This window comes from Shewanella sp. SM32 (assembly GCF_025654235.1).
GTDB classification, from domain to species: domain Bacteria; phylum Pseudomonadota; class Gammaproteobacteria; order Enterobacterales; family Shewanellaceae; genus Shewanella; species Shewanella oncorhynchi.
This window is the reverse complement of record NZ_JAKKRO010000030.1, coordinates 25,228-38,183: the sequence shown is the minus strand read 5'-3', so window position 1 is coordinate 38,183 and position 12,956 is coordinate 25,228. Positions and strand designations below refer to the sequence as shown.

14 protein-coding genes are annotated in these 12,956 nt (G+C 47.2%); 2 read left to right on the top strand and 12 right to left on the bottom strand.

Annotated features, from left to right (window positions below; genetic code table 11):
- Positions 1–74: 74 nt before the first annotated feature.
- Positions 75–1,442, bottom strand: a complete 1,368-nt coding sequence (locus L5M10_RS13455) for an MATE family efflux transporter (protein WP_263141484.1) — start codon at positions 1,440–1,442, stop codon at positions 75–77.
- A 22-nt stretch (positions 1,443–1,464) separates the two neighbouring features.
- Here L5M10_RS13455 and L5M10_RS13450 point away from each other — a divergent pair, with 22 nt between their 5' ends.
- Positions 1,465–2,511: a polysaccharide deacetylase family protein gene (locus L5M10_RS13450; protein WP_263196374.1), complete on the top strand. Its 1,047-nt coding sequence runs from the start codon at positions 1,465–1,467 to the stop codon at positions 2,509–2,511.
- On the opposite strand, the gene L5M10_RS13445 is transcribed toward L5M10_RS13450, so the two are convergent.
- From L5M10_RS13445 to L5M10_RS13425, 5 genes are all read right to left on the bottom strand, one after another.
- Positions 2,512–3,144, bottom strand: coding sequence for an SCO family protein (locus tag L5M10_RS13445; RefSeq protein ID WP_263196373.1), 633 nt, complete (start codon positions 3,142–3,144; stop codon positions 2,512–2,514). It lies immediately after the preceding gene.
- Positions 3,145–3,191: 47 nt separating this feature from the next.
- Positions 3,192–4,097 (bottom strand): heme o synthase, encoded by a 906-nt coding sequence (gene cyoE / locus L5M10_RS13440; RefSeq protein ID WP_168827217.1) that lies wholly within the window; start codon positions 4,095–4,097, stop codon positions 3,192–3,194.
- Between the two features lie 14 nt (positions 4,098–4,111).
- Complete coding sequence (locus L5M10_RS13435; protein ID WP_263162416.1) at positions 4,112–5,089, bottom strand: COX15/CtaA family protein; 978 nt, start codon at positions 5,087–5,089, stop codon at positions 4,112–4,114.
- Entirely contained in the window at positions 5,089–5,634 is a 546-nt protein-coding gene (locus L5M10_RS13430; protein ID WP_198572401.1) for a hypothetical protein, read from the bottom strand. The genes L5M10_RS13435 and L5M10_RS13430 overlap by 1 nt, the downstream gene beginning before the upstream one ends.
- Positions 5,635–5,724: 90 nt before the next feature.
- Positions 5,725–6,489: an SURF1 family protein gene (locus L5M10_RS13425; protein WP_263162685.1), complete on the bottom strand. Its 765-nt coding sequence runs from the start codon at positions 6,487–6,489 to the stop codon at positions 5,725–5,727.
- Between L5M10_RS13425 and L5M10_RS13420 the strand changes: the two genes are divergently transcribed.
- Complete coding sequence (locus L5M10_RS13420; protein WP_105250645.1) at positions 6,488–6,706, top strand: DUF2909 family protein; 219 nt, start codon at positions 6,488–6,490, stop codon at positions 6,704–6,706. The two genes, L5M10_RS13425 and L5M10_RS13420, sit on opposite strands and share 2 nt — an antisense overlap.
- 4 nt (positions 6,707–6,710) lie before the next feature.
- On the opposite strand, the gene L5M10_RS13415 is transcribed toward L5M10_RS13420, so the two are convergent.
- The 6 genes from L5M10_RS13415 to lexA all read right to left on the bottom strand — a co-directional run bounded on the left by L5M10_RS13415 (position 6,711) and on the right by lexA (position 12,836).
- The gene (locus L5M10_RS13415) at positions 6,711–7,586 is read right to left on the bottom strand and encodes a cytochrome c oxidase subunit 3 (RefSeq protein ID WP_105250644.1); all 876 of its coding nucleotides are present in this window, start codon (positions 7,584–7,586) and stop codon (positions 6,711–6,713) included.
- Positions 7,583–8,164 (bottom strand): cytochrome c oxidase assembly protein, encoded by a 582-nt coding sequence (locus L5M10_RS13410; protein ID WP_198572399.1) that lies wholly within the window; start codon positions 8,162–8,164, stop codon positions 7,583–7,585. Before L5M10_RS13410 ends, L5M10_RS13415 begins: the two co-directional genes overlap by 4 nt.
- Before the next feature lies 1 nt (position 8,165).
- Complete coding sequence (ctaD, locus tag L5M10_RS13405; RefSeq protein ID WP_263162411.1) at positions 8,166–9,758, bottom strand: cytochrome c oxidase subunit I; 1,593 nt, start codon at positions 9,756–9,758, stop codon at positions 8,166–8,168.
- Positions 9,759–9,767: 9 nt separating this feature from the next.
- On the bottom strand, positions 9,768–11,303 hold the full coding sequence (coxB, locus tag L5M10_RS13400) for a cytochrome c oxidase subunit II (protein ID WP_263162408.1): 1,536 nt from the start codon (positions 11,301–11,303) through the stop codon (positions 9,768–9,770).
- Positions 11,304–11,706: 403 nt separating this feature from the next.
- Entirely contained in the window at positions 11,707–12,219 is a 513-nt protein-coding gene (locus tag L5M10_RS13395) for a cell division inhibitor SulA (protein WP_131524817.1), read from the bottom strand.
- Positions 12,216–12,836 (bottom strand): transcriptional repressor LexA, encoded by a 621-nt coding sequence (gene lexA, locus L5M10_RS13390; RefSeq protein ID WP_105250639.1) that lies wholly within the window; start codon positions 12,834–12,836, stop codon positions 12,216–12,218. Before lexA ends, L5M10_RS13395 begins: the two co-directional genes overlap by 4 nt.
- Positions 12,837–12,956 lie beyond the last annotated feature (120 nt).

Sequence of the window (12,956 nt, the reverse complement as noted above, 5' to 3'; positions counted from 1 at the left end):
TTCACATCTTCGTTACAATTGTAAAATCAACATAATAATGATTTTGAGATTAGTAAACTACTGTCTTTACAGATTTATTTATGTAAAAAGGCCTGACTGAAATAATAATGCCCTGCGAGCGTTAGGCTTCTGACGATCATAAAGACACTCATCGCGGCCCAGAGGGCATGGTTGCCTTGCTCTGGTAGTAATAGCTGCTGCAGTAAATACCATGTTGGGAAAAACGCGCCAAAGGTGGCGAGTATCATGCTATTGCGCATCACTTTTCCTTTAGCGGCACCTATGTAAACACCATCGAATAAATACGAGCTAAAGGACCATAAAGGCAAGAATATTAGCCAGATAAGATAGGTTTGCGCAGTGGCTCTGACCTCATTAATACTGGTCAATAACGCGATAATATTACTGCCAAAAAGACTAAATACAGCGCAGAATCCTAGTGCCGTTATGGCCGACCAGCACCAAGCTAAGATCACAGCTTCCCTTAATTGTTCTGCCTGTTTTTGCCCATAGGCTCGACCGACTTCTGCCTCGGCATAATAGGCTATACCATCTAGAGCGTAGGAGATTAATAGCAGTAAATTCAATAACACGGCATTGGCCGCAACGGTATTATCACCTAGACCTGCACCATGGAATGTCATAAAGGCAAAAGCTGCCTGCAAACAGAGGCTGCGGACAAAAATATCTGTGTTGAGCCTCAGTAATTTGCCATAACCCGTTAAGGTGACATGGGGGAATAGCTGAGATAAGTGAAACTCGGGTGCGCGCTTGAGTTGTTGTAACACCATAGTGAGTGCGACTGAGAAAGCGGTGATATCGGCAAATACTGAGGCGAGGGCAGCGCCTTTAACGCCCCAACCCAAGCCGAGGACAAACACCACATCGAGAATAATATTGGCAAGGTTGGCTAAAATCAACTGCCACATGGCGGCTTTAGGTTGTTGTCGCCCTAAGAGCCAACCTAACATCACTAAATTGAGCAGGGCGAAGGGCGTTGACCAAATCCGTACCTGAAAATACTCGCGGCAATAACGTTCGACCTCGCTACTCGCTTCGGATAATCCTAACGCTAAATTCAATATCGGGACTTGCAGTGCGATAACGCCTGCGCCCAATAACATCGCTAGCATAGCGCCTTGGACTAAGAGTTTGTGCTGGGCGTGAAGATCGTCAGCACCAAAGGCCTGCGCGACTAAACCTGTCGTCGCCATACGCAAAAATCCCAATAACCAAATGATTAATGTGATAATCGTTGACCCGACAGCGACTCCCCCTAAATAATAGGCCTCACTCAGATGACCTATAACAGCCGTATCGACTAAGCCCAACAGCGGGATAGTGATATTGGAGAGTATCATCGGCAGGGCGAGCGCCAGTAACTGGCGATTTTTCGCGCCGTTGAGCATGAGGTCGAGCCAAGTTGATTTAGCAGTATTCATTAATTTCAGAGGTGTTCACATTATGGTTAAACGTGTGCTGTTGGCACTCATAGGGCTAATGACGTTTTCTGCCCATGCCGTGGTCATTCTGCAATATCACCATGTGTCAGAAACCACTCCGGCGGCAACCAGCGTTACGCCCGCGCAATTTCGTGAGCAAATGCAGTTTCTCGTCGATGACGGCTTTAAGGTGATCCCGCTTTCTAAAGTGGTTGAAGCGATCAAGCAAAAACAAGATTTACCCGCTAAAACAATCGCAATTACCTTCGATGATGGTTATCGCAGTATAGCGATTACGGCGCATCCTATCCTAAAGGAATTTGGATTCCCCTACACCTTGTTTGTGGCAATTGAGCCGATTAAACAAAAGTTTACCGAGATGATGACTTGGGATGAACTCATCACACTATCCAAGGAAGGCGCCGATATTGCTAATCACAGTTGGGCGCACGAACATTTGATCCGCGCCTTAGAAAACGAATCACAGGCGCAGTGGTTAGCGCGGATAAAAGCCAATATCTTAGATACAGAAAAAGCGATTGCAGATGCCACTGGGCACAATTTTAAAATGCTGGCGTATCCCTACGGTGAGTACAATCAAGCGTTGCAGGATATGTTAACTGAGAACAGCTTTGTCGCTTTTGGGCAACAGTCCGGTGCCGCCGGGCCCTATTCGCCATTAACGGCCCTGCCGCGTTTCCCCGTTGCTGGACAATATGCTGACCTAAAAAGCCTTAAGGCAAAGTTATACAGCTTAAATATGCCTGTGATTGCACAAACCCCAAGTGATCCTGAGTTAAAGGGCGGTCATTGGCGTCCAGAGCTTAAAGTGACCCTCGATATGAGTGATATCTCTGCTAAGCAAATGATGTGTTATATCCAAGGTCAAGGCTCAAAACAGCCGACTTGGCTCAATGAAAACGAGTTTAGTGTTCAAGCGGATTTAGCCTTGCCTGCGGGGCGATCGCGTTATAACTGCACAGCGCCGAGTAAGGCGCGCAATGGCTACTATTGGTTTTCTCAGCCTTGGGTGAGTCCAAAGGACGATGGCTCTTGGGTCAAAGAGTGATCAGCGGCTAGGTTTGTATTGCGCCACTATTTTTTCAAAATCGCTAATTAATTTATCATTTAATACCTGCGGCGGTTTGCCTAACGCTGCCGTAGGTTTAAATACCGCAACTCGCGTTCCCTGCGGCGACACCAACACATAACCCGCACTATGGTCGACTTGGTAATTTTCTCCTTCACCCACCATGGCATAAGTGAGTCCTAAGCTGCGGGTGAGGGGAAATATCTGCGTTTGTTCACCCGTTACAGCTTTAAACTCTGGATTGAAAAAATTTACATAGGTTAAGAGTTTATCCGGTGTGTCCCGTTTGGGGTCGACGGATAAAAACACCACCTGCAATGGCGCGATCTTGTTTAGATCGGGATAAGCCGCCGCAAGTTTATTTAAGGTCGTAGGGCAAATGTCGGGACAAAAGGTAAAACCGATAAAAAATAAGCTCCATTTTCCCTGCAAACTGGCATTGGTAAAAGCTTGCTTGTGTTGATCAACTAATTCAAAGGGCGCTAATTCATAGGCCTGTGGAAACAGAAAACCGCTCTCTAACTCGATAGGTTTTGGGGGATTAAATTTCACCGCAAATAGGCCGCCAAGACCGAACAACAAAATGGCGATGACTAAAATTCTTTTCTGCATTATTCGCTCCATAAATACAGGTTAGCGCGACAAACTCGTTCCATACACTAGTTCCACAAATAGTGGTCTAGCAGTAATGCCATAAATAACAACATTAAATGGTAGATAGAGAAGCGGAACACTTGCATCGCTAAGCCATCATGATCCCGATATTTAAGTTGCCATGCTTTATAGATAAATCCCGTACTGAGTAAACTCGAGCTGACGAAATACACTGGCCCACACATACCAACCAGCACAGGTAACAGGCAAGCAATCGCCAGCAATACTGTGTAGAGCAAGATGCAGGTTTTCGTAAATTCGACACCGTGGGTGACTGGTAGCATGGGAATATCTACTTTGGCATATTCGGCGCGTCTGTGAATGGCCAGTGCCCAAAAATGTGGCGGCGTCCACGTAAAAATGATGATCACTAGCAATAACGCATGGCCGTGAAATTCGTTCGTTACTGCCGTCCATCCCAGCAAGGGTGGCATGGCTCCCGCAAGGCCGCCGATCACAATATTTTGTGATGTTGCGCGTTTCAAATAGGCTGTATAAACCAAGGCATAGCCAATCAGGCTGGCAAAGGTCAGCCAAGCTGTGAGTGGATTGACTAAGGAATATAAGACGATAAAGCCAAGACTACCTAAGCTAGCGGCGAAAATTAACGCGCGTGTGGCCGAAATACGCCCTTTGGGTAGCGGGCGATTGTAGGTGCGTGCCATTAAGCCATCGATACGGCGATCGATCAGATGATTCAACGCCGCCGCAGAACCCGCCATCATAGCAATACCCAGCATACCGGCGATTAAAGGTTGAACGGGGACTGCATGGGGCACAGCAAGACACATGCCGACTAAGACTGTGAGCAGCATCAGTGCAACCACTTTAGGTTTGGTCATTTCAAAATAGGCGCGCCATGTTACGCTGAAAGTGGGCAGGCTACTGGTGATTGAGAGTGGTTTTGCCATCTTGGATCCCTCGCTTATGCTTTGCGCCATAAAAAATAGTTGATTGTGACTAAGGTCAGTAGCAGTAGTGCCGCACCACCGTTGTGAGACACGGCAATACCGAGTGGCAAATGCATCACTACGTTAGAAATACCTAAGCTCACTTGTAGTATGACTAGTCCCACTAATAAAAGGCTTAAAGCCTTAAGTCCCGTAGCGCCCACAAATAATCGGTAGGCGAGCACGAGTAACAAGCTGGCAGTGACGATAGCGCCAATTCTGTGGGCTACGTGGATAGTCATTCGTGCAGGGTAATCGAGTACCCCAAATTCGAAGCTAGGGTGTTGGCCTTGGAACGGTGAAAATGCCTCGGCTATTGCTAAGTTATCTACCCAATTTCCCTCACAGATGGGTAAAGAGGTGCAGGCGAGCGCCGCGTAATTCGATGATGTCCAAGCGCCCAACATAATCTGACCCACAAGGACGAATAGGCTCACCAACGCTAACGGTGCGAGATGCCGAGGATGGGTTTCGCTATTAAATATACGCCGAGATCGGGTTCGCAGGTAAAGGAGTAACAGCAGCGAGATTAGGCTAAAGCCACCAATAAGATGCGACATCACAATTATTGGCATGAGTTTCATGGTCACAGTCCACATGCCTAGCGCTCCTTGAAAGAGGATCAGCAGCACTATGATGACCGGTAACTTTTTGGGTGCTTCAGGTGTTTTTAAGCACAAAATTAAGATGAACAACACCAGTAAGCCAAGTCCGCCTGCGATATATCTGTGGATCATTTCCAGCCAAGCTTTCTCTGGATTGATATCGTGATCTGGGAATATAGTTTGCGCATGGGCGATTTCATGGTCTTGGGTGGGCACTTTAATATGGCCGTAGCAGCCTGGCCAATCGGGGCAGCCAAGCCCTGCATCCGATAGACGGGTGTAAGCGCCCATTAAAATCACCAATAGGGTAAAGACTAAGGTTAAGCGTAGGATCCAAGTTAGTTGCATCAATCTACCCTCGACAGTTTTAACAACTTACGCAGATCCGCAATCAGCGCCTTGCCTTGAGCTAAATGTGCTTCTTTGCCCTGCACTTGAGGGTAGCGCAGGACTAAGCTGCCTAAGGGATCGACTATGATTAGCTGCTGTTCATCTAACCATTTGCTTAAGTCTGCATTGGCGGGGCGAGTGTTGAAGTGAAAGGCGCTTAAGGCGTTAAGATCGCTGTCGGGATGGGTGAGGATGAGCGGTTCTACTCGCGCCTGATCTGGCCCTAACGCTGTGTGGCTTTGGCGCAAAATATACAGGCGTTCGCGGCAAGTATCGTTGCATTTGGCGGGCAATAAATACAGTAGTTGCCATTCTTTGGGATTAGAATTTTCAACCCCAAGGCTGGCATAACTGGTTTCGGGACTGATCAGCTCGCCATGATTGGTGGCACCGCCATGGTATAAATTCAGGCTCAGCACTAGCTTAGCAATCACTACGGGGGCAATAAACGCCAGCAGTAATAGCCCTAATGCTTTGTGTTTAGATTTATTCTGGGAGTTCATGCTTGCTCCTCTCATTCAAATTATCCCTAATTTATTGTTTTATATTTATTTAGTTTTATTAGTGTCTTGCTAAGTATGGTACGAATTTCCCTATTTGCTCCTTGAGTTTGCGACTGTTTGGGCGCTATGGCGTTTTACATATTTAATCCCTTGCCACAGCATTAGTCCTGCAAATACGGCTGCCATCGAAAACCACTGCAACGCATAGCCCCAATGTTTTTGTGCTGACAGTGGGAAAGGTTGCCAAGGATGGGGCAATGTGAGGGAAGGTAATTGCTCTGGTTGCAACACGACAGGTAACACTGGGTGCCCTAATACCTTAGCCATTTCGGGCATATTTAAATTTTGAAAGCGAATACTTGTCCCTGTTTCTGCCATTAAAGCTTGGCTCAAGGGATTGATTTGCTTTTGATAAAGCCTGCCTTCGATATTTAATGCCCCGCTTAGGGGAGTGATGTGGGGTAACTCATCCCGATGGGAGCCTGCGGCAACAAAGCCTAACTCGACCAGCAACCAAGGTTTTTCAACTTCTACTTGCAATGGTTGGAAGGCTAAATAGCCCACTTGACCTTGATAGATTTGATTATCCAGCAGCCAGATTTGTGAGCTTGCGGGAGTGGCGCGTACTTGCAGTCGATAACCCGTTACGCCTTCTTTGCCGACCTTGAGTTGGAGCTGCTCAAAACTTAATGGCAGCAAAGCTTGCCTTGCTTCCATTTGGGCTAAAAGCGTCGTTTTATCTTCACCACGGGCTAACTGCCATAAACCCAACTTGACCAATATAGTTAATACAGCCACAGTCAATATCAGTAGAAAAACCGTTAATTTATTCAGCAGAACATGAGGATATTGTATGAATAGCCTGTTCATTTTTAAGTTGGTCTTAGTTCTGCTGTTGCTATTCATCATTTTTAATCTAGGTCGCGCCTTGTTTATTATGGTGAAAGGTGATGAAAAAGTGCCTATGAGCCGTTATCTTGGTCGGCGAGTGATTTTCTCCGTGCTCGTTATCTTGTTATTGCTGGTGGCCTTAGGGACTGGGCTGATTAGCCCCAATCCCACACCTTACTAAAGCACTAGAGAACGTAAACGAAAATAAACAAACACAGCCAGACCACATCCACAAAGTGCCAATACCAACTCCCCGCTTGGAACGCAAAATGTTTATCTGCGCTAAAGTGCCCCTTCAACACTCTGAAAAACAACACGAATAAAAAGAGAGTCCCCAGAGTGACATGCATGCCGTGAAAGCCAGTTAACAGGAAGAAGGTGTTGCCATAAATCCCAGAGGTTAGGGTGAGTCCCATTTCCCGGTAGGCATGCATATATTCTTCTGCCTGTAAGGCAAGGAAACCCATACCCAAGAGTATGGTGATACCAAGCCAGAGAGTAATGGCAGAACGTTTACCTTTTTCTAGGCTGACATGGGCGAAATGTAAGGTAACTGAGGAGGTTAGCAGTACGATAGTGTTGATTAATGGCAGTCCAGTCCATGGCATAGCTTGGGTTTTAGTGCCATCTGGCGTAGTAATGAGCGGCCAAATAGCTTCAAACTGAGGCCAGAGTACTTCGTGGGTCATGGCATTATTCGATGCGCCACCGAGCCAAGGCACTGCGAACATGCGGGCATAAAATAGTGCCCCGAAAAAAGCCCCGAAAAACATAACTTCCGAAAAAATAAACCAGCTCATACCTTGGCGAAACGATCGATCCATTTGGCTAGAATAGAGCCCTGCCATCGACTCTTGGATCACGGTTCTAAACCAACCTACCAGCATGAATAGGATCACAGCTATCCCAACCAGCAGCACATAACCGCCACCGGATGCACCTGATTTCAACTGTTGCACGAAAAGGCCTGCACCAGAGGCGATTAAGAACAAGCCAATGGCACCTACAATAGGCCAGACACTTTGGGATGGAACGTAGTAAGACTGATGTTTCGTTGTCATTTTGCAGCTCCTTGCTCTATGGCAGACGCTAACTGCTTGTCGGTAATGTCGTAGAGAGTGTAAGAGAGGGTCAGAGTATGGATAGACTCAGGTAACTGAGGATCCACATAGAAAATGAGCGGCAGCTCAGCGCTAGTGTCCGCCGCTAAGGGTTGTTGATTAAAGCAAAAGCATTCTGTTTTATTAAAATAAGCGGCACCTTGGCCGGGCGAAACTGAAGGTATCGCTTGGCCAATAGTTGCTTTAGCGGACATATTGCGCGCCAAAAATGCCGTATGGATTAGCTCGCCAGGGTGAACTTCGAGCCGTTTGGTTTGTGGCGCAAATGTCCATGGCATGCCTGTTTGTACCTGAGAAATAAATTCCACAGTCACTATTCGGCTTGTATCTACTGTGATTGCTTGATAACTACTCGCGGTATTGGAGGGTTTTCCATTGATACCGAGTTGCTCGCACAACACATCGTAGAGCGGCACCAGCGCGAATCCAAAGCCAAACATGCCAATACAGCCTATAACTAACATGCTGATAAGTTTACGATTTGACTTAGATTTATCTTGCTGGTGTTGGGTTGCCATTTCATTTCACCTCAGGTGGTGTCGTGAAGGAGTGGTAAGGCGCAGGGCTTGGCAATGTCCACTCTAAACCCTCGGAACCTTCCCAAGGTTTAGCGGGAGCTTTTTCGCCGCCACGGATGCACTTAATTACTAATACTAAGAAAATCAATTGCGATAAGCCGAAGGCGAACCCACCAATCGAGACGATTTGATTAACATCGGCAAATTGAATCGAGTAGTCAGGGATACGCCTTGGCATTCCTGCCAGCCCAAGGAAATGCATCGGGAAAAATAGCACATTGACTGAAATCACCGAGCACCAGAAATGCCATTGTCCCAGTCGTTCGTTGTACATGTGTCCCGTCCACTTAGGTAGCCAGTAATAGGCCGCTGCCATGATGGAGAAAATCGCACCAGTCACGAGCACATAATGGAAATGTGCCACAACAAAATAAGTATCGTGGTACTGGAAGTCGGCGGGTGTAATGGCGAGCATTAATCCCGAAAAACCGCCAATAGTGAAGAGTATGATAAAGGCTACAGCAAACAGCATGGGCGCTTCGAAACTGAGTGAGCCGCGCCACATAGTGGCAACCCAGTTAAACACTTTCACCCCAGTTGGCACTGCAATCAACATAGTGCAATACATGAAAAACAGCTCGGCAAACACTGGCATACCTGTGGTGAACATATGGTGCGCCCACACGAGGAACGACAGAATTGCAATACTAGCCGTAGCATAAACCATGGATGCATAGCCAAATAAGGGTTTACGACTGAAGGCTGGGACTATGGCAGAGATGATGCCAAAGGACGGCAAGATCATGATGTAAACTTCAGGGTGGCCGAAGAACCAGAAAATATGCTGGAACATCACAGGATCGCCGCCGCCCGCCGCATCGAAGAAACTCGTGCCGAAAAACTTATCGGTCAGCACCATAGTCACTGCGCCCGCGAGTACGGGCATAACTGCGATCAGTAGGAATGCCGTGATAAGCCAAGTCCAGACAAACAATGGTAACTTCATCCATGTCATGCCTGGCGCGCGTAAATTCACTATGGTCACAATCACGTTGATCGCGCCCATGATCGAACTTATCCCCATGATGTGAATAGAAAATACAAAGAGCGCCGTGCTATCTGGGCTATAAGTTGTTGATAGTGGTGCGTAGAAGGTCCAACCAAAGTTAGGTCCGCCACCTTCCATAAACAGCGAACTGAGAAGAATAGTAAAGGCGAAGGGGAGTATCCAAAAACTCCAGTTATTCATCCGTGGCAGCGCCATATCTGGCGCCCCTATCATCATCGGGATCAGCCAGTTAGCTAGCCCTGTAAAGGCCGGCATTACCGCGCCGAATACCATGATCAACCCATGAACAGTTGTCATTTGGTTGAAAAAGTTGGGCTCGACCAATTGTAATCCAGGTTGAAAGAGTTCAGCGCGGATCACCATGGCCATAGCGCCACCGGTTAAGAACATAATGAAGCTGAACCATAAATACAAAGTACCTATGTCTTTATGGTTGGTGGTTAGCAGCCAGCGCATGATGCCCTTTGGCGCACCATGATGATGGTCATCATGGGCTGCGGTTTGATCTTGAGTCGTAGTGCTCATCATTATCCCCTACTGTCCATGACTTGCGATATCAGCAGGTTGCACTGTATCGCCGGTATTGTTACCCCAAGCATTGCGTTCATAGGTAATGACTGCTGCAAGTTGCTGTGGGCTAAGCTGTTTGCCAAATGCCTGCATAGCCGTGCCCGTTTTGCCGTGCATCACAATATCGATGTGATTGGCGACTGGTCCAATGGCGATAGCACTACCCACTAGCGCGGGGAAGGCGGGTGGTATTCCTGCACCTGTCACTTGATGGCAGGCAGCACAGAAGGTCGCGTAGACAGTTTCACCTTCGGCCATGAGGGCGTCATGGCTGAGTGTGGGGAGGCTTGCGGGATCGACTGCAGCTGAGACGTCTTTTGCAGGAGCGGGTGTCGGGGTTGTACTGCTTGGTACCGCGGCGGATGTTTGTGCAGAATTGCCGTTCATGTACTCGTTGACGTCTTTGGCTTGCACTGCATCTCCAGTATTATTGCCCCAAGCATTACGCTCGTAGGTAGTCACTGCCGCGATTTCTTGTGCAGTCAATTGTTTACTAAACGCTTGCATGGCTGTACCCGTTTTACCGTTGAGCACAATTTCAAGGTGGCCGCTGAGCGGTCCCGTTGCAATCGGGCTACCTTTAAGGGGCGGAAATACGCCTTGCAATCCTTCGCCATTGGGCTGGTGGCAGGCTGCGCAGTGCCCGAGGTAAACTTGTTCGCCTAGAGTCATCAACTCTTCTTTACTTAGGGTTTGTGATAAAGCGGCTTGAGCGGCTTCAGCCGCAGCACCTGCGGCTTGTTTTTGCTCTGTGACCCAAGCCTCAAACTCGGCTTCGGGTAAGGCTTGTACTACGATAGGCATAAAACCATGGTCTTTACCGCAGAGTTCGGCGCATTGACCACGATAAATGCCGGGTTTGTCGATGCGAGTCCAGGCCTCATTGATAAATCCAGGGTTGGCATCTTTCTTAATGGCAAAGGCGGGTACCCACCAAGAATGGATGACATCCTCTGAAGTCATCAGAAAGCGGATTTTGCGGTTTATCGGTAGAACGAGCGGTTTATCGACTTCCAATAGATAGTTTTCACCCTTGGTTTCGGTGCCTTCGATTTGTGCTCTGGGTGTTGTCAGTATGCTATAAAAATCAATATCTTGATCGAAATAGCTGTAATGCCATTTCCATTGGGACCCCGTCACTTTTACGGTGAGATCGGCGTTACTGGGATCTTCCATTGCGATTAAAGTTTTTGTCGCTGGAATCGCCATTAAGATCAAAATGATAAATGGCAGAATCGTCCAAGCGATTTCAACTTTAGTGCTTTCGTGAAAGTGGGACGCGACAGCGCCTTTGGATTTTCTGTGGTTGATCATGGCGTAAATCATGACGCCAAAGACCACTAGGCCTATTGCGCAGCAGATATACAAGATGGTCATGTGCAAGTGATAAACCTTGCCACTGATCTCGGTCACGCCAGGGGTCATGTTGAACCGCATGTCTGCGGCGGTCAACGGTGGTGCGAAAAGCACCACGAGTAAACAATACAACAATTGCTTCACAAGACTTCTCCTCTGCCAATTGCGAATAGCAACTACAAAGAAGAGCAACACAGTAAGTCTCAACTCTATGCAAACTCTTCAGTTCCCAAAAAAGCTTTTTTGACTTCAACGTGCGTTGGCGGCTGTTACTTTTAATCAAGTATTGTTACTGCTGGTAATTAGCCACGCTGGCACATACTGCTGAAATAAATCTGTTCTCTATTTTTAGTGGCGCTTCGAGTTCGATAAATACTCGATTCATTGACCACGGAAGGTGATATATCATCACCGACTTAACCAACCATACTTGCTGTTTAAATATTGATCAAGATCACTTATTTATCTAATTATCTGAAAAATTGCCAAAAAAAAGCCTCACATTCATAGGTGAGGCGGCTTTCAAGGTAAAAAATTAAATGAATATTTAGTGTACAGCGCTAAAAAAAGATTGCTGACCGAAGAGATTGCCTTGCTCAATGCGTACGTCGGCATGTAAGTGACTGTTTACGTCTTCAAGCACTATGCCCATAGCTCGGGCACTTTTAGCCACGATTTGTAGGCGTCGATTATCCCGCGCATCTAATGATTGAGTCCAAGTAATGACTGCACTGGACGTACCACTTGTCAGGGCTTTTTCCATCGCCCACAGGGTTTCGACTTCATCTTTAGCATGTACCAGCAAAACTCTATCCATACGCACACCTGCGCTGGCAAGCATTTGCTTGTAGCCAATACTTGGTGGGTTGATGAGCACTAACCAACGGCCCTGTTGGCTTAACTGAGCGAGTTGTGCACTCAGATGAATTAATTCTTGGCGACCTTGAGTCTTAGTTGGCATACAGGCGATAGGCGCATGGTGCCAGTCATAGTCGGCATCACGGACTTCATCGAGCCACAAGCCCGGATGGCGGGGGGCATTGCCAAGTAGTTTATTCATAGCCAATCTCCATTACGGATCACACCGACGGCGAGTCCTTCAATTGTTAAACTTTGGAAGCCTAAATCCACTTTAATCGGGGAGTAATCTTCATTTTCGGCATGTAGATAGACCACATTACCTTTTTTTTCGAAACGTTTAACAGTGACATCGTCATCGACTCTAGCGACAACCACTTGACCATTTCTAGCTTGTTCTACTTTATGAACTGCCAGCAAATCACCTTCGAGAATGCCGATATTCTTCATGCTGTCACCCTTTACTCGCAGTAAAAAATCGGCGGCGGGATGGAACATGCTTGGGTCGACTTGGTAGTACTGTTCAACATGTTCTTGGGCGAGGATAGGTTCACCTGCGGCCACTTGGCCGATGAGCGGTAAACCTGTTTCAGTCAAATCTTCGATTTCCGCAGGCAGACGAATGCCTCGAGATGTGCCTGGCATGATCTCAATGCAGCCCTTTTTTGCCAACGCTTTAAGGTGTTCTTCAGCCGCATTGGCGCTCTTAAAACCTAAACGGGTTGCGATTTCTGCCCGAGTGGGTGGCATGCCAGTATCGGCAATATTTCGTTTAATTAGCTCTAAAATTTCAGCTTGGCGTGGCGTCAAAGGTCTCATGGTGTTTCCTGTTTTTCTATACAGTTACTGTTAGTATATACAGTATTATTTGCAGCGCAAGTATTAACCACTTTTTAGCTATGTTGGAGAGAATTAGCGAATATTGCCCATAGTCTGGTA

Bases quoted from the DNA above. Each gene is read 5' to 3' on its own strand.
- L5M10_RS13450 (WP_263196374.1), top strand. From the start codon at position 1,465: ATGGTTAAACGTGTGCTGTTGGCACTCATAGGGCTAATGACGTTTTCT.
- lexA (WP_105250639.1), bottom strand. From the start codon at position 12,836: ATGAGACCTTTGACGCCACGCCAAGCTGAAATTTTAGAGCTAATTAAA.
- L5M10_RS13420 (WP_105250645.1), top strand. From the start codon at position 6,488: ATGAATAGCCTGTTCATTTTTAAGTTGGTCTTAGTTCTGCTGTTGCTA.
- L5M10_RS13455 (WP_263141484.1), bottom strand. From the start codon at position 1,442: ATGAATACTGCTAAATCAACTTGGCTCGACCTCATGCTCAACGGCGCG.
- L5M10_RS13435 (WP_263162416.1), bottom strand. From the start codon at position 5,089: ATGCAACTAACTTGGATCCTACGCTTAACCTTAGTCTTTACCCTATTG.
- L5M10_RS13445 (WP_263196373.1), bottom strand. From the start codon at position 3,144: ATGCAGAAAAGAATTTTAGTCATCGCCATTTTGTTGTTCGGTCTTGGC.
- L5M10_RS13415 (WP_105250644.1), bottom strand. From the start codon at position 7,586: ATGACAACGAAACATCAGTCTTACTACGTTCCATCCCAAAGTGTCTGG.
- L5M10_RS13395 (WP_131524817.1), bottom strand. From the start codon at position 12,219: ATGAATAAACTACTTGGCAATGCCCCCCGCCATCCGGGCTTGTGGCTC.
- L5M10_RS13410 (WP_198572399.1), bottom strand. From the start codon at position 8,164: ATGGCAACCCAACACCAGCAAGATAAATCTAAGTCAAATCGTAAACTT.
- ctaD (WP_263162411.1), bottom strand. From the start codon at position 9,758: ATGAGCACTACGACTCAAGATCAAACCGCAGCCCATGATGACCATCAT.
- L5M10_RS13430 (WP_198572401.1), bottom strand. From the start codon at position 5,634: ATGAACTCCCAGAATAAATCTAAACACAAAGCATTAGGGCTATTACTG.
- cyoE (WP_168827217.1), bottom strand. From the start codon at position 4,097: ATGGCAAAACCACTCTCAATCACCAGTAGCCTGCCCACTTTCAGCGTA.